This is a genomic window from Streptococcus oralis, assembly GCF_003943825.1.
In the GTDB taxonomy this organism is placed as follows: Bacteria; Bacillota; Bacilli; order Lactobacillales; family Streptococcaceae; genus Streptococcus; species Streptococcus oralis_CD.
In genome coordinates, this window is the sequence record NZ_RJNJ01000003.1 from 139783 (window position 1) to 163951 (window position 24169).

Consider the following 24169-nt stretch of genomic DNA (forward strand, 5'->3'; position numbering starts at 1 on the left):
GGTACAAGCCAGATCCAACCGGATTTGGCTTTTTTGTGTATGCAAAAAGACCTAACCAAATGGATAGATCTTTAATGTCTTACAATTTACCTGCTACTGCATCCAAGAGTTCTTGGATTTTCGCTTGGTTGCTTCCCCCTGCCATGGCCATGTCTGGTTTACCACCACCACGTCCATCGACGATTGGAGCCAATTCTTTGACAAGGTTTCCTGCATGCACATCTTTTGTCTTACTAGCTACAAGAACATTGACTTTGTCACCGATAGCTGCAACTAGAACAAGCACATCAGAGTAGTCTTTTTGTTTCCAGTTATCCGCAAAGGTACGAAGGGCACCTGCATCTGATACAGAAACTTGGCTTGCAATGTAACGGTGTCCGTTGACTTCCTTCACATCCTTGAAGACATCGCCTGCGGCTGCGGCTGCGGCTTTTTCCTTCAATTCGGCATTTTCTTTTTGAAGTTGACGGAGTTGCTCTTGAAGCCCTTCGACCTTGTGAGGCACTTCCTTGAGTTGAGGTGCTTTCAAGGTTGCTGCGACGGCTTTCAGAGCGTCTTCTTGTTCGCGGTAAGCTTCAAAGGCTTCCTTACCAGTTACTGCCAAGATACGGCGGGTACCTGAACCGATTCCTTCTTCTTTGACAATCTTGAAGAGACCAATCTCAGAAGTGTTGCCAACGTGGGTACCACCACAGAGTTCCACTGAGTAATCACCTATAGTTACAACACGGACTTCTTTACCGTATTTCTCACCAAAGAGGGCCATAGCTCCCATTTCTTTAGCCGTGTCAATATCTGTCTCAACAGTTTCTACAGCAATTGCTTCCCAAATTTTCTCATTGACTTGCTGTTCAATGACGCGCAACTCTTCAGGAGTCACAGCTTGGAAGTGAGTAAAGTCAAAGCGAAGAAATTCTACTTCGTTCAGAGATCCTGCTTGTGTCGCATGGTGGCCAAGGATATTGTGAAGAGCCGCATGGAGCAAGTGAGTGGCTGTGTGGTTCTTCATAACACGATGACGACGGTTGGTATCGATAGCCAAGGTGTATTCTTGGTTCAACGCAAGTGGTGCAAGAACTTCAACAGTATGAAGAGCTTGTCCATTTGGAGCTTTTTGAACATCTGTCACAGTAGCCACGACATTTCCAGCAGCGTCCAAGATTTGACCGTGGTCAGCCACCTGTCCACCCATTTCCGCGTAGAATGGAGTCTCTGCAAAGATAAGAGAGACAGTTCCTTCTGAAGCAGCTTCTACTTCAGCGTTTTCAGCTACGATAGCCACCAGTTTAGAAGGCAATTGACTAGCATTGTAGTTGAAGACACTTTCTACTGTAATGTTTTGAAGGGTTTCATTTTGCATTCCCATTGAGCCACCCTTAACAGCAGACGCACGCGCACGTTCTTGCTGTTCTTTCATGGCTGCTTCAAAGCCTTCACGGTCTACAGTCATTCCTGCTTCTTCAGCGATTTCTTCTGTCAATTCAACTGGGAATCCGTAAGTGTCGTAGAGTTTGAAAACATCTTGCCCAGCGATAACGTTTTGACCTTTCGCTTTCAAATCAGCTACAATGGTTTCTGCAAAGTGTTGACCTGAGTGAAGGGTACGAGCAAATGACTCTTCCTCGCTCTTCACGATTTTCTCGATAAAGTCACGTTTTTCAAGGACTTCTGGGTAGTAGCTTTCCATGATTTTTCCAACTGTTGGAACGAGTTTGTAAAGGAAAGGCTCGTTGATACCCAATTTTTGACCGTGCATAGACGCACGACGGAGCAAACGACGAAGAACATAACCACGACCTTCATTTCCTGGAAGGGCACCATCACCGATGGCAAATGAAAGAGAACGGATATGGTCAGCAATGACCTTGAAGCTCATGTTGTCGCCATCTTGGTCATAAACCTTACCAGACAATTTCTCAACTTCACGGATGATTGGCATGAAGAGGTCAGTTTCAAAGTTGGTCTTAGCTCCTTGGATAACCGCCACCAAACGCTCCAAACCAGCACCCGTATCAATATTCTTGTGTGGCAATTCCTTGTACTCACTACGAGGTACAGCAGGATCGGCGTTAAATTGTGACAAAACGATGTTCCAGATTTCGATATAACGGTCGTTTTCGATATCCTCTGCAAGCAGGCGAAGACCGATATTTTCTGGGTCAAAGGCTTCTCCACGGTCAAAGAAGATCTCAGTATCAGGTCCAGAAGGTCCAGCACCGATTTCCCAGAAGTTGTCTTCGATTGGGATCAAGTGGCTTGGGTCCACTCCTACTTCAATCCAGCGGTTATAAGAATCCTTATCGTCTGGATAATAGGTCATGTACAGTTTTTCAGCAGGGAAGTCAAACCACTCAGGGCTTGTCAAAAGCTCATAAGCCCAAGTGATAGCTTCATCACGGAAGTAATCACCGATAGAGAAGTTCCCCAACATTTCAAACATGGTATGGTGACGCGCAGTCTTCCCTACATTTTCAATATCGTTAGTACGGATAGCTTTCTGCGCATTGGTGATACGTGGATTTTCAGGGATAATGGTTCCGTCAAAATATTTCTTAAGGGTTGCTACCCCAGAGTTGATCCACAAAAGAGTTGGATCGTTTACTGGAACCAAGCTCACTGATGGTTCTACAGAGTGACCTTTGCTTGCCCAGAAATCTAGCCACATTTGGCGAACTTGAGCACTAGATAGTTGTTTCATAATATCTCCTTATTTACTTGTTTAATTTGATTGGCTTTCCAGCATCTCCACATAGTCAATCGCGACACAAAGGGAAATGACCAAATCTGCATACGAGTCTTCATAGACGGTTACGGTGTAGGTTGAGGTCAAATGGAAAATTTCTTTCCGAATCTCGGCAATCACTTGGTCGCGGTCATCCAGCAATTTGAAATTCAAATCCCAGATATTGCCCTCGATACGAAGCCCTAGATTGTCAAACTCATACTTATCTCGCCAGAAGGTCAACTTCTTGCGAATGACGAAATTGGAACCGTTTCGTAACTGGATAGTAAAGCGAGGAAGCAAAGTGAAAAATTCTTTACTAATCTCACTGACTTGCTCACCATAGGCGTCATAGATGGTAAAGGTCTTAGGAATTTGGAAAAATGATCCCTCCACCTGATAGTTCACTACTCCTCTATCATCCTTGATATCGAAGCGTTCGCCTCCAAGACGAAACTTTTGTTTGACAAGAAATGTCTTCATAAACACCTCCAAAAATCAAAAGACAAGCTCACATCACGAAGGGCGAAAAACCGCGGTACCACCTTCATTCAATGAACTTGTCATTCTCTTATTCTTATGCAATTGTATGATTGAGTAGCATGACTTCCTACCTTAGATGGCTCGCAGCACCGCCATTTCTCTGGGCTAAGACAACTGAAAATCAATTCTCAACTTTCTTATTATATCGTTTTTTGGGTTCTGCGTCAACTAGGAAAACTGACAAGAAAGCATATCTCCTACTTCCGATACATTTTAAACTGTAGGAAGAGGTCACTATATTTACCTGTCCATTTATGGTCAAATTTCTCATAAACTTCTAGGTGTTTCATGGTATCAGCGTCTGGATAGAAGGATTTGTCCTCACGAGTCTCCTCTGGGAGCATTTCCTTGGCTGGTAGGTTTGGTGTTGAGTAGCCCACATACTCAGCATTTTTCAGAGCATTTTCGGGTTTTAACATAAAATTGATAAAGGCATAGGCTGCATCTTGGTTTTTCACGGTTTTTGGAATGACCATGTTGTCAAACCAGAGATTGCTGGCCTCTGTCGGAACGACATACTTGAGATTAGGATTTTTCTCCAACATCTGGCTGGCTTCCCCAGAGAAAGTCACACCGATAGCAGCATTGTTCTGAATCATGTAGCCCTTCATCTCGTCTGCCACAATGGCCTTGATATTTGGAGTCAATTTGTAGAGCTTATCCACTGTCTCTTCCAACTGCTGAGGATCCTTGGAGTTGAGACTGTAACCGAGTGAGTTAAGCCCGAGTCCCAGCACCTCACGCGCCCCATCAAAGAGCATGATGGAATCCTTGTATTCTGGCTTCCAGAGGTCATCCCAATGCTCAGGCGCCTCATCTACCATGGTTTCATTGTAGACAATTCCCAAGGTCCCCCAGAAGTATGGAATGGAGAATTTATTGCCCGGGTCAAAAGACTGGTTGAGGAACTCAGGTCCGATATTTTCGATTCCTTCAATTTTTGAATAATCAAGAGGAACCAATAGGTCTTCGTCCTTCATCTTATTGATCATGTACTCACTCGGGATAGCAATATCATAGGTCGTTCCACCCTGCTTGATTTTGGTATACATGGCTTCGTTAGAATCAAAGGTCTCGTACTGAACTTGGATTCCTGTTTCTTCTGTGAATTTCTCCAAGAGTTCGGGATCGATATAGTCCCCCCAGTTGTAGATAACCAATTTCTGACTGTCTCGGCTATTGATTTTACTGTCTAGATGAGTCGCAATCCCCCACAAGACAAGGATAATTGCTGCAATTCCTGCTAAAAATGAATAGAGTTTTTTCATGCTTGCTCCTCCTTCTCACGTGAGATGAAGTAATAGCCAACAACTAGGATAATACTAAAGAGAAAGACAAGGGCAGACAGGGCATTGATTTCCAGCGAAATTCCCTTGCGAGCTCGAGAGTAAATCTCAACTGATAGGGTTGAAAAGCCATTTCCCGTCACAAAGAAGGTCACGGCAAAATCATCCAGCGAATAGGTGAAGGCCATGAAATAACCTGCAATGATAGACGGAGTCAGGTAAGGAAGCATGATTTCCTTAAACATCTGAAACTGGCTGGCTCCCAAGTCATAGGCCGCATGAATCATGTCATCATTCATCTCCTTGAGGCGAGGCAAGACCATCAAGACCACGATAGGGATGGAAAAGGCCACGTGACTAGATAAAACCGTCAAAAAGTCAAGTGAAAACTTAAGCTGGGTAAAGAGAATTAAGAAGCTAGCACCAATCATAACGTCAGGCGCAACCATGAGGATATTATTGAGTGATAAAAAGGCTTCTTGGTATTTCTTACGAGACTGGTAGATATAGATAGCACCAAAAGTCCCGATAATGGTCGCAATCAAGGCTGATAGAAAGGCCAAGAAAAAGGTTTGGGTGAGGATCAACATGAGGCGACCATCACCAAACATGGTTTTAAAATGGCTCAAGCTAAAGCCTGTAAAGCTGTTCATATCATCGCCAGCATTAAATGCATAGCCAATCAAGTAAAAAATTGGCAAATAAAGGATGATAAAGACAAAGGCTAGGTAGAGATTGGCAAATTTTTTCATCGTTCTCTCCTTTCCTTGGTCACCCACATGGTGATGAACATGGTCAGGATAAGGATCACCCCGATGGTAGAACCCATACCGTAGTTGTCATTGGTTAGAAAGTTCTGCTCAATAGCCGTTCCCAGCGTGATAACGCGGTTCCCACCAATCAAACGTGTCAGCATGAAGAGACTCAAACTAGGGATAAAGACAGACTGAACCCCACTTCTCACCCCGTTCATAGAAAGGGGGAAGATAACATGGCGGAAGGTCTCCCACTTGGTCGCACCGAGGTCATAGCTGGCATTGATGAGGTTGTTATCCATATCGTCCAAGACATTGAAAATCGGCAAAATCATAAAGGGAAGCTCAATGTAGCTTGCGACAAAGATAAAGGAGAAATCCGTAAAGAGCAACTGCTGCGAACCGATTCCGATAAATTCCAAAAATTGATTAATAGAGCCATTTTGACCAAAAATCCCGATAAAGGCATAGGCCTTTAGGAGCAAATTGATCCAGGTTGGCAGAATAATCAGCATGAGCCAGAGCTGACGGTGCTTAAGACGGGTCAAAAAGAGGGCTGTTGGATAGCTGATGAGCAGTGTTACCAAGGTCACAATCCCTGCATAAAGCACAGAGTTGAAGCTCATTTTGAGATAGGTCAAGTTTTGTGACGCAAAGTAGGATTTATAGTTTTCTAAACTAAACTGGCCTTCAATGTTGAAAAAGGATTGACCAAAAATCAAGACCAAGGGTGCGAGAACAAAGAGGGCAATCCAAAGCATGTAGGGCACTACAAAGAGTTTAGAGGTTGTTTTCTTCATCTCTTTCCTCCTCGATCGCGTTAATCAGACCTGCTTCTTGCTCTTCGATTTCTACGTACTCCTCGATACGAGCATCGAACTCTTCTTCGGTTTCGTTGAGACGCATGATGTGGATGTCTTCTGGTTCAAAGTCCAGACCGATTTCCTCACCAACGATGGCCTTACGGGTCGAGTGGATCATCCATTCATTTCCGAGCTCATCATAGGCGATAATCTCATAGTGAACTCCACGGAAAAGCTGGGTATCCACCTTGACTTGGAGCTTGCCTTCTTCAGGAAGGGTAATGCGCAAGTCCTCTGGACGAATAACAACCTCAACAGGCTCATTTGGCTTCATCCCTCCATCAACCGCTTCAAATCGTTTGCCGTTAAACTCAACCAAGTAGTCCTCAATCATAGTTCCTGGCAAGATGTTGGACTCCCCGATAAAGGTGGCAACAAAGTGGTTGATTGGCTCATCATAGATGTCCACTGGCGTTCCAGACTGAACAATCTCGCCATCATTCATGACGAAAATCCAGTCACTCATGGCAAGGGCTTCCTCCTGATCGTGAGTGACAAAGACAAAGGTAATTCCCAATCGTTGTTGCAATTCACGCAGTTCGTACTGCATGTCTGTCCGCAATTTCAAGTCCAGCGCTGACAAGGGCTCATCCAGCAAGACCACACGAGGTTGGTTGATGATAGCACGGGCAATAGCTACACGCTGACGTTGTCCTCCAGAGAGTTTACGGATGGAACGTTTTTCATAACCTTCCAACTGAACCATCTTGAGAACTTCCGCTACGCGTTGTTCGATTTCTTTCTTGTCGATTTTACGCAAGCGGAGCGGAAAGGCAACATTTTCAAACACATTCATATGTGGAAACAAGGCATAGGATTGGAAGACCGTATGGACATCTCGTTTATTAGTTGGGATGTCATTGATCCGCACCCCATCCAGCAAAATATCCCCTGTCGTCGCATCCAGTAAACCTGCAATGATGTTTAGAATGGTTGATTTTCCTGAACCAGATGCTCCTAAAAGAGTGTAAAACTTCCCTTCTTCCAACTCAAAGTTGATGTCTTTGAGAACCTTGGTGTTGCTGTCTTCAAAAACTTTAGAGACGTTTTTGAATTCAATAATTGGTTTTTTCAATTGTCATAAATTCCTTCTTTTTCATAAATTAACAGATCAGGGCTCTGTCAGGCCGCTACTACCTCGTGTAGGAGATTAAACTGCCTACATACATCTTCACTCACGATAGGCTTTCACCCCCTTTACAATGGTTATAGCAGCAACTTTTCTACCCCAACCTTATTCCTTCTCACCCAAGATTCGGACTTCTCTTTCAAGAGTGACACCTGAGTGTTCCTTGACTTTTTCGATAACAGATTGGATCAAGTCCTCGTAGTCCTTCGCCGTACCGTCAGCAACATTGATCATGAAACCAGCGTGCTTCTCAGATACTTCAACACCACCGATTCGATAGCCTTTCAAGCCAGCTTCTGAAATCAACTGACCTGCAAAATGCCCAACTGGACGCTTAAAGACTGAACCACAAGACGGGTATTCTAATGGTTGTTTGAGTTCACGTAGGTGCGTCAAGCGGTCCATTTCTTGCTTAATGACCTGGTGATTTCCAGGTGCAAGGGCAAATTTAGCTGACAAGACAATGGCCCCAGAATCCTGAATAGCTGAATGGCGGTAACCAAAAGCCAAGTCCTTGGCAGACAAGGTCTTGATTTCCCCTTCTTTGGTCAAAACTTGACAAGACTGCAAGATATGAGCAATCTCTCCTCCATAGGCACCCGCATTCATAAAGACAGCTCCACCGATGCTTCCAGGAATCCCACAAGCAAACTCAAAACCAGTCAAACTATGACGGAGGGCAATACGTGTCGTTTCAATCAAGTTAGCTCCAGCTTCTGCTTCGATGGTATAGCCATCAACCGAAACGCTATTAAGCTTATCACACAAGATGACAAAACCACGGATTCCACCTTCACGAACGATGATATTGCTGGCATTTCCAAGCACCATCCAGGGAATATTCTCTTGATTGGCAAATTGGACGACACGGACCATCTCATAGCGATTGCGTGGCAAAACTAGATAATCCGCTCGACCTCCAACCTTGGTATAGGTATAGGTCTTCAAGGGCTCCTTAAAACGAATATCGATTCCTTCTAGGATTTCAAGCATTTTTTCTTTTACTGACATGTCACTCTTCCTTTTTCAAAATTCATTCCATTATACCACTTTTAGAGACATTTGACGACCATAAAAAGAGCTTGTTTTATCTTTACATAAAAAAAGAGGTCACCCCTCTTTTTATGATTTTTTCCAAAATGTAGATTTTGTTAGCCAGATAAAGACTAGCAGTTCTACGAGAAGAATAAACTCAACTAGAAGCGGATTTGCAATCCATCCAACCTGAGATAAGGCTGGAGCCAAGTCAAACAAGGCATGCAAACCATAGGCAGCAAGGAGGTAGATACATTTCTTTTGACGGACACTTTGATAGACCCAGATAGAGAGACCAATTTGCAGAACCAGAGCAAGAATACGCTCAACTCCTAGTAAATAAACCTGCCATACAGAAAGAGACTGAACCGTTTCGAGCGTAGATTTTGGAAGAAGATTGGCTACATCAGTATTTGAAGACTGGATGAGTGAAAAGAGAATCAAAAGACTGATTAAGCTTCCCATTCCGAGATAGAGCATTTCCAAGCCCCCATGTCCCAAACCATAGGCCAAAGCATCTCGATCTTCTAGCTTTCTCTTTTTCTCCAACCATTTAAAAAAGACAAGACGAGCCGTTTCCTCAAAGAGGGCCGCCATGGCAATCCCATAAAGGACATATAAGAAAGGCTGCTCTTGCATGAGCGGAATGGTTCCATCTTTTTGCGGATGAAGTATCAGAAGGTGAACCATCTTCTCTAACACTTGAGAAGAAACAAAAAATGCGATTGCCCCCAAGCCCATCACTGCAAGAGAGATTTTAAACCGTTTTTTGGCATACCAAGTCCCACTTACTAGAATGAGAACCAAAGCGATCATGGTGAGGATAATATGTACTGTCATCTTTTTCTCCTATTCTGACTTATCAATATCTTTCTTCATCTCGTCAACGTTAAATTTGGCAAATAAATACTGGCGATCTTGGACTGGAAAACGTTGATCCAACTGGTCGACTGCCCCAACCTCAATCATTCCTTCTTTGATAACAAAGTCCATCACATGCCCACCAAAGGTCAAATCATCTGAGATAAAATGCAAATGGTAGCCTGCAACACTCACTCCATGGAAAATCTCCGGTGTCCAAAATCCAACAATAGTTCCCGATACATTTTCACGGCTATATTCAGGTTGGTGAGTCGCTACATCAGCAAACTTGGTATCAGGTGTGGATTTGGGAATCATCCGCACATGCATTTGTGAAAATTCGCCATGAATCTTGATGGAGCGAAAAAGATTTTCCCCATCATAGTAGGACTCAATTCGTTTTTCCAATTCCTTATCCGTCATCTCAAAGCGCTGACGAAAAATCACTTCTGCCTGATGAGGAACCACTGCTGCATAGGGAATAAGGGCATCCGCTGCCACTTCAACGATTTCAGGTGTTTGACCAGATCCCTTGGCTTGATAAGCCTTGCCATCAAGGACAATCAACTCCCCGTCAATCGAATCCAAAGTCCCCAAACCAAGATCACCATGTTCTAGCAATTCTCCCACTGTCATGGTTCCGCCATAGAGACCAGCCATTAGGGCACCTAGAGTATTGTATTGAAATAATTTTACCGGTTCCTGCACTTTTCTATCCATTCTCTTTCTTATCTTCTGTTCAATGAATCATCATACTTTCTAAGTATACCACATTTGCTCCTAGTTGTGAAAGGGGGAATGCTTTTCCCATTGCAAAGGAGGCAAAAAAAAGGTACAATGTAACAAAATTAACGGAGGTCTGGAATGAAGAAAGAAAGTAAATACCAAGTAGTCGTTTCCTTTCTAAAAAAGGGGATCGAATCAGGAAAATTTCCAACAGGTAGCCGGCTTCCCTCCATCCGTCAACTGAGCCAAGACTTCCACTGTAGCAAGGACACTATCCAACGAGCCCTGCTGGAATTACGCCATGAACAATACCTCTATGCCAAACCCCAAAGTGGCTACTATGTTCTAGAACAAGGACAGCACCAAGACTTGGAAATCGAAGTCACTGACGAACATGCCAGTGCCTATGACGACTTCCGACTCTGCGTCAACGAAACCCTGATAGGCCGAGAAAACTACCTCTTCAACTACTATGACAACCAAGAAGGCCTTGAGGAACTCAGACAATCTGTCCATCAACTTCTTTTCAACCAAGCTCTCTACTGTAAACCCGATCAACTGGTTCTAACATCTGGTACCCAGCAAGCTCTCTTTATCCTTTCTCAGATTGACTTTCCGAGCAAGGGAGCGGAGATTTTGGTCGAACAACCGACCTACCACCGGATGAATCGCCTCTTGGTCGCTCAGGGGCTAGCATACCAGACCATTGAACGCCGAATTGATGGCATCAACCTTGACGAACTAGAAGAACAGTTCAAATCTAGGAAGATCAAGTTTTTCTACACTATTCCTCGCTTCCACTATCCCCTAGGTCATTCCTATTCTGATCAGGAAAAAAGGGCTATTCTGGATCTAGCAAACCAGTATGGTGTTTACATCGTAGAGGATGATTATCTAGGTGACTTAGACTCTAAAAAGGGACAAACCTTCCACTATCTGGATACTGAGGATCGGGTCATTTATATCAAGTCCTTCTCAACCAGTCTCTTTCCAGCCCTTCGTATTACCGCTCTCATTCTTCCAAATGCCCTAAAAGAGGCCTTTGTTTCCTACAAAAATATCTTGGACTATGACAGCAATCTCATCATGCAAAAGGCTCTTTCTCTTTACATCGATAGCCAGTTATTTGAAAAAAATCGACTGGCTCGATTGAGCCTTCAAGAGAACTATCAGGCTCAGATTAAGGAGCTACTTGAAAAAAACACCTGTCCCTTACCCCACTATCCTCTACACGATGGTCTTTTGCTTGATTTGAGACACTATCCTAAGATTGCCAGTTTGAAACACAGCTCACTCAAATTAGACTTTTTTGAGAAGGCTTATTTGGACGCCTGTCCTTATCAGTTCGCCAAAGTCACTCTTGAAAATCTAGAAGAGCTATTAGAATACATAAAAGCAGAATTGGATTAAAGTCCAACTCTGCTTTTTCTTATTGCTCAACTTCTGTTAGTTTCGCTGCCTTTTCAAGATAGTTTTGATAGGTTCCGTCGTCTTTCAGTTTTTGGATAACCTTATCGACTACTGCTTTCAAGTCTGATTGATTCTTCTTAATAGCAACGGCATTGGCTTCGCCATCTTTCATTGTCAAGTTAACAGATGCAACGACAAGGTCTGAGTTTTTACCTGCGTAGCTAAGAGCAACTGGTTCATCCATATGAACAGCATCCACTTTTCCAGCCTGCAATTCATTGACTGCTTCCCCCATATTGGTCAAGGATGTCAACTGGGCATTTGGCAATTGTTCCTTGACCATGGTTTCTGGCACAGTTCCCTTTTGAGCTGCGATATTGGCACTTGCGAGGCTTGTAAGATCCTTGTATTTGTCTAAATCAGCTTTTCTAACCAAGAAACTCATCTTATTTTCATAGTAAGGGATTGAAAAGTCAAAGACTTCCTTTCTCTCATCTGTAGCACTAATTCCTGCAATGGCCAAGTCAGCCTTTCCAGTTTGAAGACTGGTCAAGACATTGTCAAAACTCATACTTGAGATTTCAAGTTTAACCCCAAGCTCGTCTGCAATTGCTTGAGCCATATCAATATCTGCACCAACCACTTGGTTTTTACCATCTACCAAGGATTGGAATTCAAACGGCGCATAGTCTGGGCTGGTCGCAACGACTAGCTTTCCTTTTTGTTTGATAGCGTCCACAGCAGACTGGGAACTATCCGTACCTGACTGGCAAGCTACTAGAACCACACTGGCAAGCATGCTACACACAACTAATATCCATTTCTTGAATTTCATAAATAAACGACCTTTCTGTTAATTCTGAATAATTATAACTCTTTTAAAAATAGTTGTCAACCTTTTTAGAGATTTTGATTGTAAAACAATTCTTTTCATAAAAAAAGAAGACTGATTTATTTTAATCAGCCTTATTTCTGTATATTTAAACCGTTTCTTATAGTTCGACAATCTTACCTGTTTCAAAGTAAACAACCCATTCACAGATATTTTTTGCGTAGTCTCCGATACGTTCCAAGAAAGAAATGACCTGGAAGTAATCACGGCCTGTAACGATAGCTTCAGGATTTTTCTTAATTTCTTCTGTAGCCAAATCACGGATGCTATCAAAGTAATGGTTGATTTTTTCGTCCATCGCTGCTACTTCGTAGGCTTGATCCACAGAACCGTTGAGATAGAGATCTAGAGCTGCTTCGACGAAGTTTTTCACGTCGCGTCCCATCTTTTTGATTTCTTCTTCAACAGAAGGGATACGTTGCTCTCCCTTCATACGAATGGTCGCCTCAGCGATAGACACTGCATGATCTCCCATGCGTTCCACGTCTGACACTGCCTTGAGAACGGTCAAGACGGTACGAAGGTCTTGCGAAACAGGTTGTTGGAGAGCAATCATTTCAAATGATTTCTTTTCCAACTTCACTTCATATTCATTTACTTCTGCATCGTCTTCGATGACTTCTTTTGCCAAATCACGGTCATGCGTGACAAAGGCACGCACTGTACGATTGATCTGCGAGAGCACTTCTTGTCCCATAGCATAGAACTGGTTGTGCAATTTCTCCAAATCTTCTTCAAATTGAGATCGTAACATCATTCAACTCCTTATCCAAATTTTCCTGTAATATAATCTTCTGTTTCCTTGTTTTGTGGGTCTAGGAACATCTTCTTCGTATCGTTAAACTCGATCAAATCCCCATCTAGGAAAAATCCTGTTTTATCAGAGATACGTGAGGCTTGTTGCATCGAACGCGTCACCAAGAGCATGGTGTATTTATCTTTCAGACCATACAAGGTTTCCTCAATCTTACCTGCAGAAATAGGATCCAAAGCTGAAGTTGGTTCATCTAAGAGGATAATTTTGGGACTGGTTGCTAAGACACGAGCAACACAAACACGTTGTTGTTGTCCACCTGAGAGACCAATGGCCGAATCATGCAAACGATCCTTTACTTCATCCCAGATAGAAGCACGTTGCAAGGCCTTTTCTACTGCTTCATCAAGAACTTGCTTATCCTTAACCCCATTGATACGTAGACCATAGACAACATTTTCGTAGATAGACATAGGGAAAGGATTAGGCTGTTGAAAGACCATACCGATTTCCTTACGCAATTCAACCGTATCGGTGCGGGGACTATAGATATTGTGACCATTATAGACTACTGATCCAGTGGTTGTCACCTCAGGATTTAGATCACCCATGCGGTTGATGGCTTTGAGCAGGGTAGACTTTCCTGATCCAGAAGGACCAATCAAGGCTGTTATTTCCTTAGGTTGGAAAGAAAGGGAAACACTATTCAAGGCCTTCTTTTTATTGTAATAAACGGACAGGTCTGACACCTGTAAAATCGCTTCTGACATACCGTTTCCTTTCTAACCAAAGTGTCCCGTTACATAGTCATTGGTTGACTGTAACTTAGCATTTTGGAAAATATTGGATGTCTTATCATACTCAATCAAATCACCCAAGTAGAAAAATCCTGTGTAGTCACTTGCACGTGCAGCCTGTTGCATACTGTGGGTAACGATGATGATGGTAAAGTCCTTCTTCAATTCCAACATGGTTTCTTCCAGCTGGGCTGTCGCAATCGGATCCAAGGCTGAAGCAGGCTCATCCATCAAGAGGATATCTGGCTTGACAGAGATGGCACGAGCGATACAGAGACGTTGTTGCTGACCACCAGAAAACATCAAGGCTGATTTGTGGAGGTCATCTTTGACCTGATCCCATAGGGCAGCCTGTCTCAGAGAGGTTTCTACAATTTCATCAAGTACTTTCTTATCCTTAACACCTGCACGTTCATGAGCAAAAGTGATGTTGCGGTAAATAGACTTGGCAAATGGATTTGGACGTTGAAAGACCATTCCGATATGCTTGCGCATCTCATAGACATTGATTTCTGGACGGTTGACGTCAATCCCTCGGTAGAGGATTTGACCTGTTACCTTGGCAATATCAATGGTATCATTCATCCGATTGAGACTGCGAAGATAGGTAGATTTCCCAGATCCAGAAGGACCAATCAAGGCTGTAATTTTATTTTTTTCAAATTGCATATCGATGCCCTTGATGGATTCATTTTTACCGTAGTAAACATGTAAATCCTTGGTAGAGAGGGCCACTTTTTCTTCAGGGAAGGTGATGATATGCTTTTCATCCCAGTTATATTTTGACATGGCTTCTCCTTTAGGCAGCGGTTAATTTCTTGTGTAAATAGCTTCCGAGTTTGCGTGCTCCAAAGTTAAAAATCAAGATAAAGATGAGGAGCACGGCGGCAGAACCAGCAGATACAATGGTAGCATCAGGAATGGTTCCTTCACTGTTGACCTTCCAGATGTGGACAGCCAAGGTTTCTGCTTGACGGAAGATTGAGATAGGGCTGGTAACACTGAGGATATTCCAGTTAGACCAGTCAAGGGCTGGAGCGGATTGTCCTGCCGTATAGATAAGAGCGGCGGCCTCACCAAAGATACGGCCAGATGCCAAAACAACACCCGTTACGATACCTGGAAGGGCTTCTGGAATGACGACATGGACCACAGTCTCCCAACGAGAAATTCCAAGGGCCAAACCAGCCTCGCGTTGCGTATGGTGAACGTGTTTTAAACTGTCCTCAACATTTCGAGTCATCTGAGGGAGGTTAAAGACTGTCAAGGCCAAGGCACCTGAAATGATTGAAAATCCATACTCAAACTGGACTACAAAGATCAAGTAACCAAAGAGACCCACAACGACTGATGGTAGAGAAGACAAAATCTCAATACAGGTACGAATAAAATTGGTCACAGGTCCTTTTTTGGCATACTCAGCGAGGAATACACCAGCCCCCATAGATAGCGGAACAGAAATGATCAAGGTAATGACCAAAAGGAAGAAGGAATTGTAGAGCTGAATCCCGATACCCCCACCTGCTTGATAAGAGGAAGATTTCCCTGTCAAGAAGGACCAAGAGATATGCGGTAACCCTCTCACCAAGATATAGAGAATCAAGGATGCCAAGATGGCAACGATGATACCCGCGATGGTATAGAGGACAGCTGTTGCAAGTTTATCTAATTTCTTAGCGTGCATAGTTTTTCTTTCCTCTTTCTTTCGTAATCAATTTAATCACACTGTTAAAGGCCAAACTCATCAAGAGCAAGACTAAGGCCAGTGACCAGAGAACGTTATTATCAACCGTTCCCATGACGGTATTTCCGATACCCATAGTCAATACAGATGTCAAGGTCGCAGCTGGTGTTGTTAGCGAGGTTGGGATAACTGCTGAGTTTCCGACCACCATCTGAATAGCAAGGGCTTCACCGAAGGCACGCGCCATCCCAAAGACCACTGCAGTAAAAATACCTGAACGTGCTGCTTTCAAGGTCACACGCCAGATGGTTTGCCAACGAGTGGCTCCCATAGCCAAACTGGCTTCACGGTAATGACGAGGAACAGCACGCAAGCTGTCTGTTGTCATAAAGGTTACAGTTGGTAAGATCATGACAAAAAGAACGAAAATCCCTGACAAGATCCCAAAACCAGTTCCACCAAAGACGCTACGAACAAAAGGCACCACAACTTGTAAACCGATAAATCCATAGACGACTGAAGGAATACCAACGAGGAGTTCAATGGCTGGTTGCAAGATTTTTGCACCCTTTGGTGAGACTTCGGTCATAAAGACTGCCGCACCAATAGCAAAGGGTGTTGCGATGAGAGCTGATAAAATCGTCACAATAAAGGAACCCAAAATCATTGGAAGGGCACCAAATTGTTTTCCTGAAGGATTCCAAGTTTGTCCAAAGAGGAAATCAAAGATGTTGACCCCATTGACAAAGAAGGTCGATAAGCCTTTTTGGGCTACAAAAATCAAAATCATTGCCACAATGATAACAATCAAAGAAAGGCAAGTGAAGGTCAATCCTTTACCAAACTTCTCAAGCCGAGAGTTCTTTGAAGGAGAGAGTAATTTTTTAGATAATTCTTCTTGATTCATTATTGACCTCCTTCTACTGCTGTAACGGTACCTGAAGCATCCTTTTGGACTTTCATTTCATTGATAGAGATATAGCCCATGCCCTTAACAATTCCATTTTGGGCTTCATCTGAGAGGATGAAATTCAGGAATTCAGCAGCTAACTCATTTGGCTGACCAAGTGTGTACATATGTTCGTAAGACCACAAAGGCCAGTTGTTGGTCGTTACATTTTCAGACGTAGGTTCATACCCATTCAGTTTCATGCTTTTCACGGAGTCATCTACATAGGCAAAAGCCAGGTAAGAAATGGCTCCAGGCGTTTGGGATACAATCGACTTGACCATCCCGTTAGAATCCTGTTCTTGGCTCTGCATTGCCGCTTGGCCATTCATAACAACCGTATCAAACGTCGCTCGTGAACCAGAACTTGCTGCTCGGTTGATGATTGAAATTGCCATGTCTTTGCCCCCAACTTCTTTCCAGTTGGTCACTTCACCTGTAAAGATTTTGCGAAGTTGCTCGGTTGTGAGATTTTCAACATCCACTTCCTTGTTTACAATCACTGCAAGACCAGCCACTGCAACCTTGTGGTCTACTAGGGCTGAAGCATCGATTCCTTCTTTTTCCTCTGCAAAGACGTCAGAGTTCCCGATGTCAACTGCTCCAGACTGGACTTGTGATAGTCCTGTACCCGATCCACCACCTTGAACATTAACTGTTTTTCCGATGTTTCTAGAACCAAATTCATCTGCTGCCGCTTCGACAAGAGGCTGAAGAGCAGTTGAACCAACGGCTGTCATGGATTCTCCACGATCAATCCAGCTAGCACATCCTGCAAGAGAACCTGCCATCAAAAGAGCTGCAAGAGACATGACGAGCTTTTTTCTTTTTTTCACTGTTATTCTCCTTGAACATAATGATAAATGTTCTGATTTCTTCCGTTTGTCCTGATCATCCAATAATCATCAATGATTGTCCCGCTTTATTTTATCTAGTCATTCTTAGGAGCGGACAATTCCATCGTATAATATAAGTAATAATGAAAGACGATCAGAAAAAACTCATACTTCCACTATAACATAGAATAGGCTCTTTGACTAGCTTTTTCACCTGAATCTGAGCCCTTTTGGATAATAATTTTTCAAAACATTTCCCGTTACCTTGGCAAAGCCCAATCCGTTTCCTTGAACCACAACTTGGTACCAGCCATTTGGTCGAGCTTCAGACAATTGAACAGTCTCACCAGCCACATATTTTACAAAGTCCTCATCATTGATTTCAACACTTTGTTTTACTTGGCTTGGTTTCAATGCTAATCCCAGAGCAAAGCTTGGTTCAAAGCGTTTCTTTTTAAAAGTCCCCAGATGGAGTCCATTTCGGGCAATTTTGAGTTTGCCTAGATCAGGTAGCATCTCTGGCAAGAGATAGAGTTGATCTCCAAAAGTCTGCAAGATACCAGTTAGATTGACTCGCAAGTGTTTTTTGGCAAATTCTTGCCACAAAGCCAGTTGCTCACGACTGAGATTGCTCTTGCTAGCTTTGAATTTAGGTGCGGGATTTTGTCCCTTAAACTGCAGGTGGGCAACAAACTGGCCTTCTCCCTTGAAATGATGAGGATACATCCGCGCCGTTTCAGGAAGGTCAATTCCTGCTACCATACCGTTCACATGCTCAACTGGAAGCAGTTCAAAATCATAAGTATCCAGCAACCAGTGGACGATTTCTTCATTTTCCTCAGGTGCCCAAGTACAGGTCGAATAGACCAAACGGCCACCTTCAGCAAGCATGGTCACTGCATCTTCTAAAATTTCTCTTTGGAGACTAGCGCATTGACTAGGATAATCAGTACTCCAATAATCCATGGCATCTGGTTGCTTACGAAACATCCCTTCACCCGAGCAAGGTGCATCAAGGACAATCACATCAAAGTAACCTTTAAAAACCTTGGCCAAGCGGTCAGCAGATTCATTGGTCACAACAACGTTTGTCGCTCCAAATCGCTCCATATTTTCCACTAAAATCTTAGCCCGCTTACTTGAAATTTCATTGGAAACAAGGACTCCCTGATTAGCCAGATAAGCTGCTAGTTGAGTGGATTTTCCCCCTGGTGCTGCCGCCAAGTCCAAGACCTTCATACCGGGAAGGGGTTGAGCTACCTGGGCCACCATTTGAGCTGCAGGCTCTTGCGAATAAACAAGACCGGTCGCGTGCTCTGGTGACTTTCCAGAAACCTTACCATAATACCCCCAAGGTGTATTTGGAATAGCATCTGCAAACGATAACTGACTTTCTTTTAAGGGATTGACCCGAAAAGCCGAAACCGCTTCTTGTTTAAAAGAGGCAAGAAAGTCTCTTGCCTCATCTTCTAGTATCGCTTCATATTTTTCAACAAATCCTTCTGGAAATTGCATTTAGTTCTCTTTCCTTTCGTAGATATAAGACTGAATCTCCTCTTGCATCTCGATTGGCACCATCATGACAGGCTGACGCGTTGTAAAATCAGCGGGCTCACCCGATACCGTAAGAAGGCGATAACCCAGACTTTCCCCTAAGATACTGGCCGAAGCGTAATCCCATGGCTGCAGATAGGTAATATAAGTCAGAAGACGACCAGATAAAACCTTGGCAAAACTAATGGCCGCACTGCCGTAGACACGAACCCCCAACGCAGCTCGACCCAAATCCGCCAAGCCCCACTCATTGCTTTCAAACATACCTGAGTTACCAGCAACTAAAAATTCTTGAAGAGGTTTCTTTTTAAAAGGCGGTAAGGGCTCATTATTGCGAAAAGGAGGAAAGGCACCACCACCATGGTAACAATCACCTTTCATGACATCATAGATGATGCCAAATTTGCCAACCCCATTTTCAAAATAAGCCAACATCACGGCAAAATCTTCCTGCTGAGCGACAAAGTTATTGGTACCGTCAATGGGATCAATCACCCAAACGGAACCTTGACCGACTGCAGCACGTAAACAACCCTCTTCCGCGCAAATCAAGTCCTCAGGATAGGAGTACTTGATCCGTTCAACCAAGAGTTCCTGGATCTCCTTGTCCAAACGCGTCACCAAGTCAGTAGGGGAAGACTTGCGCTCAACCTGCAAATCTTCTTTCATGTGAGCCAAAATATAGGCAGCAGCTTCCTTCACAATTTGTTTGGCAAATTCAAATTTAGTTTTCAAGAGAAATCTTCCCTTCTCTTTTTTCCTTGGCAGCCTGAACTGCTCGGTAAAGCGAATAACCACTAACTGTTTCAAATTCTCGTCCCAAACGTTTCTCTTCACTCTTGCTTGGCACGACCAATTTGAATTCCTTGTAAGACTCTAGCAGTTTTTTTGCTTCTACCTTATCTTCATAAGCAGCTTCAACATCATTAAAAAAAGAAAGCACTGAAGCAAGTTCTTCAGTGCTCCACGACAAATCTAGTGGGTAACTATACTGTTTGTTCATCTATCCAATACCAGCTCTCAATGTTGCTTCTTTCAATTCTTGTTTACGGTAACTACGAGGGAGAAAAGCACGAATCTCATCTTCATTAAAACCGATCTGCATGCGTTTGGTATCTATAATAATTGGGCGACGCAAAAGACTAGGATATTGCTCAATCAACTGAAGCAACTCCGATACCGAGATACTCTCTACATCAATATCCAATTTTTGAAAAATTTTTGAACGAGTTGAAATGATGTCATCAGTACCATTTTCGGTCAAGGAAAGAATATGTTGTAATTCTTTTCTTGTTAAAGGACTAGTCATAATATTATGCTCTTGAAAGGGCACTTTATGCGTTTCTAACCAAGCCTTTGCCTTACGACATGATGTACAACTCGGTGATAAAAATAGTGTAATCATGCTTTTCTCTTCTTTTATCTATACTTGCTATTTCTATTATACAAAAAAATAAAGCGCTTGACTAGGTATTTTTAGAAAAAAAGCCTATTTTTTCATAGAAAATAGACTGTTTTCTGCAAAAATCTCCTGCTTTGCAAGTTTATCTTTAGGATAACCTAACAATAAATAGGGAGTAGAGCAACTTCTCTCGGTTTTTATTAAAAATACAGAATTTTTTCCACTATTTCCTTGCAGCTTTAGCGAGAAGGAAACCAAACATTCCTTCATACAAAGCAAAGAAAAGTAAAAAGGCATGGAGAAAGAAAGTCTCTGGTAAGATCCAAATAACGGGATCCTTTGCTGGATCAAAAAGCCAGGTATCATCTCCCACAAAGAGAATCTGATGGAAAAGAGTAAAGAATTGCTCAAAACCAATCAACACTCCTACAAGCCCAATGACTAGAGGCAATAGCACTAAAGTCAGAATACTTTTACGATATAGAGGTAGAAATCCTTTTTTCACAATCTTTCTAACAAAGAAATAGAAACTTGGAAGTGTCACCAAAGTGACTAGCTGAACCAAGTGGAAGAGATTTTTCACCACCGCAAAATGGTGTAAACCTGCAGCTGATGAACGAAAATCTGGCATCTCCAAGACCTGACTAAAGGGATTGGTCAGGTAATTCATTAAGATATGAAAATTGTACTGAATGGTTTCGGGCTTTAGATAGACTCGATTCGCTAAGTTCAGCCACTCAATTTCCAAAGGATAGAAAATCCATGCCAGATAAATGGTCAGTAGGATAGAAAGGGAGAGGAAAAAGAGCATACTTCCCCAAAAGGTCAGTTTAGTTTTCATCGAAATTCCACTCCGCAAGGCTAGACACCACATGAGTTGGTGCGATTGGCAAGTCCGCCACTTCTTCTGCTTTGGTAAAACCTGTCGTCACCAAGAGCGTTGGAATGCCATTGTCAATTCCTGCTCGGATATCCGTCAGGTAATTGTCCCCAACCATGAGCAATTCTTCTCTTTTCAAACCTAAGTGCTCTACCGCCTTGTCCATGATGATAGCATTTGGTTTTCCGATATAAACTGGTTTTACACGTGTTGCTGCTTCAAGAAGTGTCACCAGTGAACCAGCACCAGGCAAGAGACCACGTTCCGTCGGGATATTGAGGTCAGGATTGGTTCCGATAAAGTGAGCCCCCTTTTGAATGGCTAGAGTCGCCGTCGCAAATTTTTCATAGTCGACTTGCCAGTCCAGTCCAACTACCACATAGGCAGGATTTTCCTTGTCTTCCGCATAACCTGCCGCCTGGATAGCATCCTTGAGCCCTGCTTCACCAATGACATAGACTGTCTTTTCCAGTCCCAAGTCGTTCATATAGTCGATGGTTGCCAAAGTCGCTGTGTAGACAGTTGATAGAGGTGTATTAATGTTAAAATTCTGAGCCAACATCTCTTGAACACTCTCAGGAGTACGAGTTGTATTATTGGTCACAAAGAGATAGGGAATTTCTCTTTTTTGTAACTCATGGACAAAAGCCTCACCCGCGGGAATTCGGTCTTTCCCCTTGTAAATGGTTCCGTCTAAATCAATTAAATAACCTTTATAAGCCATATCGTCCTTTCTAATTGCCTTCAATTTCTTGCCACGTAATCATAGCTTGGGCATTAATCTCGCCATCACTGATAATCTCATGCTTGCTTTCTAGTCCCTTGAGTTCATAAGCTGAAGCAATCATGCCACCTGGTCGCACTTCTTTGACATATTTGAGATTGATTTTCTTTGGAATATACTTGGTCAAAAAGTCTGCTCCCATAACCTCAAAAATCCAATCCAAGTATTTACTGTTATTAACATGACCATTCATATCCAAATCGTAAAAACGAACATGGTAGTCTTTACTGATTGGCTCTTCTAGATTTGTATACTTTGGCCCACGTATGAGTTTTTTATCAAACTCAGACTGGTAAGGCGAAACAATCTCCGGTTCGACAGCATGAACTTTCCGACTGTCTCTGTCCATAAGAACAAAGGTTGCTACCATGCGAATGATTTCTTGACCTGCTTCATCATAGATAGTGAAACGGCGGTAGCAAAAAAGACGATTGTAAGTCAATGCTTCTGTTTCAATCGTAATCTCCTCAGCAAAGCGAGGCAAGCGAACCACGTCAATCGCATAGTCTGTAATAATCCAGACCAGATTGTAACGTTCCAACACATCCTTGTCGCTAACTCCCAGTTCAATCGACTGCATACCTGATACTTGCAAGGACAGCAAAATCACATCTGGAAGTTTGATATGACCGTTCATGTCCGCCATATCAAAAGGAATTTTCATTTTCATTTGATAAGTTAAGCCCATTGTTCTACTCCAAAATAAATCGTTCTGCTACAGTGTCTCCTAAGAAGAGACCTCTCTTTGTCATTCGGACACGATCACCGTCGATCTGCATAAGTCCTTGTTGAACCAAGTCTCTGATGATCTCGCCATAAAGTCCATCAAAGGACTGTCCAAATTTCTCCTCAAATCGCGCCATGGAAACCCCGGATTTTTTCCGGAGGCCTAGGAACATTTCTTCTTCCATCTGCTCCCTTTGACTCAGGTGTTCTTCTGTAATCCGAGCATTTCCTGCCTCTACCGCATTGAGATAGTGGCGGACAGGACCATGATTTTTATAACGCACCCCATTCACATAACCTGAAGCACCCGCACCGATACCATAATACTCGGCATTGTCCCAGTACATGAGATTGTGGCGACTTTCAAATCCGGGTTTAGAGAAATTGGAAATCTCATAATGCTCAAAACCAGCTCGCTCCAGTTCTGCGATGATGTACTCAAACATCTCCGCTTCTAACTCTTCCTTGGGTAGGGGCAATTTCCCACGTCGCATGCGGTTCATAAAGACTGTATGATTTTCCAAAATCAAGCTATAAAGACTCATATGAGGAATATCAAGCGAAATGGCCTTAGCCACATTCTCCTTGACCTGATCCATAGTCTGACCAGGAAGAGCGTAGATTAGGTCGATGGAGATATTGTCAAAACCAGCCAATTTAAGACGGTCGATATTTTCATAAATATCCTTCTCCAAATGACTGCGCCCAATCTTTTTCAGCATTTTGTTATCAAAAGTTTGCACACCTAAGGAAACACGATTGACTGGCGAGTTTTTCAAAACCGCAATCTTATCAGCGTCCAGATCTCCTGGGTTAGCTTCAATGGTTAATTCTTCTAAGACCGACAAGTCCAAGTGTTTAGTCAAGCCATCCAAGAGCACTTCTAGTTGTGAAGCTGACAGGGCTGTTGGTGTCCCACCTCCGATATAGAGGGTTGACAACTTTTGGATATCATAAGAACGAAACTCTTCTAGCAGATGCTCCAGGTAACTATCTACTGGTTGATTCTTGATAAATACTTTTGAAAAGTCACAATAATAACAAATCTGTGTGCAAAAGGGAATATGCACGTAGGCGGACGTTGGTTTTTTCTGCATAGTATTTATTATACCACAAAGACAGACTTGCAGATAAAAATCACCATCTCCAAAAACCAGAGATGGTGATACCTTATACTTCAGTAATATCGATGATGATTTCTTCTTGGCCTTCAGCAACGTCTGGAGTTGCTGACTGTTCTTGCCATTGCTCCTTAAGATTGTTAAAGGTTTCCTTCGATGCTTCCGTCGCTTGTCGAGCACAGGTTTTAGCTTGGTCAAGGACACTATCAAAAGTGATTTCACCAGATTCTACTTGTTCCTTTGTTTTCAGCACAAAGTCAGTTGCCTGTTCCTTCACTTCTGTTAGTTTTTCACAAACCTGCTCTCTAGCATATTCTGGATCTTCTCTCAAATCATCTAGAAAATCCTGAGCTTGACTACAAACTTGCTTGCCCTTGTCACTCGTCAAAAACAAAGCAAGAGCTGCACCTGAAACTGTTCCTAAAAGGATAGAGGATAGTTTTCCCATGAGATTTCTCCT

26 protein-coding genes are annotated in these 24169 nt (G+C 43.0%); 1 reads left to right on the forward strand and 25 read right to left on the reverse strand.

Features of this window, described 5'->3' with window-relative positions; all coding sequences use genetic code 11:
- Nucleotides 1–79 precede the first annotated feature (79 nt).
- The 9 genes from alaS to budA form a co-directional block, all read right to left on the reverse strand.
- Nucleotides 80–2698 (reverse strand): alanine--tRNA ligase, encoded by a 2619-nt coding sequence (gene alaS, locus D8863_RS03805; protein WP_125441131.1) that lies wholly within the window; start codon nt 2696–2698, stop codon nt 80–82.
- A 21-nt stretch (nt 2699–2719) separates the two neighbouring features.
- The gene (locus D8863_RS03810; protein WP_000847087.1) at nt 2720–3205 is read right to left on the reverse strand and encodes an LURP-one-related/scramblase family protein; all 486 of its coding nucleotides are present in this window, start codon (nt 3203–3205) and stop codon (nt 2720–2722) included.
- Between the two features lie 257 nt (nt 3206–3462).
- Entirely contained in the window at nt 3463–4533 is a 1071-nt protein-coding gene (locus D8863_RS03815) for an ABC transporter substrate-binding protein (RefSeq protein ID WP_000737938.1), read from the reverse strand.
- Nucleotides 4530–5303, reverse strand: coding sequence for an ABC transporter permease (locus D8863_RS03820; RefSeq protein ID WP_125441132.1), 774 nt, complete (start codon nt 5301–5303; stop codon nt 4530–4532). Before D8863_RS03820 ends, D8863_RS03815 begins: the two co-directional genes overlap by 4 nt.
- Nucleotides 5300–6106 (reverse strand): ABC transporter permease, encoded by an 807-nt coding sequence (locus D8863_RS03825; protein WP_000754114.1) that lies wholly within the window; start codon nt 6104–6106, stop codon nt 5300–5302. The genes D8863_RS03820 and D8863_RS03825 overlap by 4 nt, the downstream gene beginning before the upstream one ends.
- On the reverse strand, nt 6087–7244 hold the full coding sequence (locus D8863_RS03830) for an ABC transporter ATP-binding protein (protein ID WP_000742901.1): 1158 nt from the start codon (nt 7242–7244) through the stop codon (nt 6087–6089). Before D8863_RS03830 ends, D8863_RS03825 begins: the two co-directional genes overlap by 20 nt.
- 159 nt (nt 7245–7403) lie before the next feature.
- On the reverse strand, nt 7404–8309 hold the full coding sequence (gene murB / locus D8863_RS03835; protein ID WP_125441133.1) for a UDP-N-acetylmuramate dehydrogenase: 906 nt from the start codon (nt 8307–8309) through the stop codon (nt 7404–7406).
- A gap of 111 nt (nt 8310–8420) precedes the next feature.
- Nucleotides 8421–9173, reverse strand: coding sequence for a YhfC family intramembrane metalloprotease (locus D8863_RS03840; protein WP_125441134.1), 753 nt, complete (start codon nt 9171–9173; stop codon nt 8421–8423).
- Nucleotides 9174–9182: 9 nt separating this feature from the next.
- Nucleotides 9183–9914 carry an acetolactate decarboxylase gene (gene budA, locus D8863_RS03845; protein WP_000375405.1) on the reverse strand — a complete coding sequence of 244 codons (732 nt, stop codon included), beginning with the start codon at nt 9912–9914 and terminating at the stop codon, nt 9183–9185.
- 144 nt (nt 9915–10058) lie between these two features.
- On the opposite strand from budA, the gene D8863_RS03850 reads away from it, so the two are divergent.
- Entirely contained in the window at nt 10059–11330 is a 1272-nt protein-coding gene (locus tag D8863_RS03850) for an aminotransferase-like domain-containing protein (RefSeq protein ID WP_049505528.1), read from the forward strand.
- Between the two features lie 19 nt (nt 11331–11349).
- Here the strand turns inward: D8863_RS03850 and D8863_RS03855 are convergent, their stop codons facing one another.
- From D8863_RS03855 to D8863_RS03935, 16 genes are all read right to left on the reverse strand, one after another.
- The gene (locus tag D8863_RS03855; RefSeq protein WP_042768133.1) at nt 11350–12165 is read right to left on the reverse strand and encodes an ABC transporter substrate-binding protein; all 816 of its coding nucleotides are present in this window, start codon (nt 12163–12165) and stop codon (nt 11350–11352) included.
- 157 nt (nt 12166–12322) lie between these two features.
- A complete protein-coding gene (gene phoU / locus D8863_RS03860; protein WP_000946468.1) occupies nt 12323–12976 on the reverse strand; it encodes a phosphate signaling complex protein PhoU in 654 nt (217 codons plus the stop codon).
- An 11-nt stretch (nt 12977–12987) separates the two neighbouring features.
- Nucleotides 12988–13746, reverse strand: a complete 759-nt coding sequence (pstB, locus tag D8863_RS03865) for a phosphate ABC transporter ATP-binding protein PstB (RefSeq protein ID WP_001287329.1) — start codon at nt 13744–13746, stop codon at nt 12988–12990.
- A 12-nt stretch (nt 13747–13758) separates the two neighbouring features.
- Nucleotides 13759–14562 carry a phosphate ABC transporter ATP-binding protein PstB gene (pstB, locus tag D8863_RS03870; protein WP_125441135.1) on the reverse strand — a complete coding sequence of 268 codons (804 nt, stop codon included), beginning with the start codon at nt 14560–14562 and terminating at the stop codon, nt 13759–13761.
- A gap of 10 nt (nt 14563–14572) precedes the next feature.
- Nucleotides 14573–15457: a phosphate ABC transporter permease PstA gene (pstA, locus tag D8863_RS03875; protein ID WP_000543050.1), complete on the reverse strand. Its 885-nt coding sequence runs from the start codon at nt 15455–15457 to the stop codon at nt 14573–14575.
- Entirely contained in the window at nt 15447–16364 is a 918-nt protein-coding gene (gene pstC / locus D8863_RS03880; protein ID WP_001070951.1) for a phosphate ABC transporter permease subunit PstC, read from the reverse strand. Before pstC ends, pstA begins: the two co-directional genes overlap by 11 nt.
- Nucleotides 16364–17242 (reverse strand): phosphate ABC transporter substrate-binding protein PstS, encoded by an 879-nt coding sequence (locus tag D8863_RS03885; RefSeq protein ID WP_125441136.1) that lies wholly within the window; start codon nt 17240–17242, stop codon nt 16364–16366. The genes pstC and D8863_RS03885 overlap by 1 nt, the downstream gene beginning before the upstream one ends.
- A gap of 210 nt (nt 17243–17452) precedes the next feature.
- Nucleotides 17453–18757 carry an RsmF rRNA methyltransferase first C-terminal domain-containing protein gene (locus tag D8863_RS03890; RefSeq protein WP_125441137.1) on the reverse strand — a complete coding sequence of 435 codons (1305 nt, stop codon included), beginning with the start codon at nt 18755–18757 and terminating at the stop codon, nt 17453–17455.
- Complete coding sequence (locus tag D8863_RS03895) at nt 18758–19531, reverse strand: inositol monophosphatase family protein (RefSeq protein WP_125441138.1); 774 nt, start codon at nt 19529–19531, stop codon at nt 18758–18760. It abuts the gene before it with no gap.
- Nucleotides 19521–19799, reverse strand: a complete 279-nt coding sequence (locus D8863_RS03900) for a UPF0223 family protein (RefSeq protein ID WP_001041966.1) — start codon at nt 19797–19799, stop codon at nt 19521–19523. The genes D8863_RS03895 and D8863_RS03900 overlap by 11 nt, the downstream gene beginning before the upstream one ends.
- Nucleotides 19800–20201: a Spx/MgsR family RNA polymerase-binding regulatory protein gene (locus tag D8863_RS03905; protein WP_000631261.1), complete on the reverse strand. Its 402-nt coding sequence runs from the start codon at nt 20199–20201 to the stop codon at nt 19800–19802.
- Between the two features lie 220 nt (nt 20202–20421).
- Entirely contained in the window at nt 20422–21039 is a 618-nt protein-coding gene (locus D8863_RS03915) for a TIGR01906 family membrane protein (protein WP_185761442.1), read from the reverse strand.
- Nucleotides 21029–21802 (reverse strand): TIGR01457 family HAD-type hydrolase, encoded by a 774-nt coding sequence (locus tag D8863_RS03920; RefSeq protein ID WP_125441140.1) that lies wholly within the window; start codon nt 21800–21802, stop codon nt 21029–21031. Before D8863_RS03920 ends, D8863_RS03915 begins: the two co-directional genes overlap by 11 nt.
- A gap of 10 nt (nt 21803–21812) precedes the next feature.
- On the reverse strand, nt 21813–22550 hold the full coding sequence (locus D8863_RS03925; RefSeq protein WP_125413495.1) for an acyl-[acyl-carrier-protein] thioesterase: 738 nt from the start codon (nt 22548–22550) through the stop codon (nt 21813–21815).
- A 4-nt stretch (nt 22551–22554) separates the two neighbouring features.
- Nucleotides 22555–23685 carry a radical SAM family heme chaperone HemW gene (gene hemW / locus D8863_RS03930; RefSeq protein WP_125441141.1) on the reverse strand — a complete coding sequence of 377 codons (1131 nt, stop codon included), beginning with the start codon at nt 23683–23685 and terminating at the stop codon, nt 22555–22557.
- A gap of 73 nt (nt 23686–23758) precedes the next feature.
- The gene (locus tag D8863_RS03935) at nt 23759–24157 is read right to left on the reverse strand and encodes a YtxH domain-containing protein (RefSeq protein ID WP_084976124.1); all 399 of its coding nucleotides are present in this window, start codon (nt 24155–24157) and stop codon (nt 23759–23761) included.
- Nucleotides 24158–24169 lie beyond the last annotated feature (12 nt).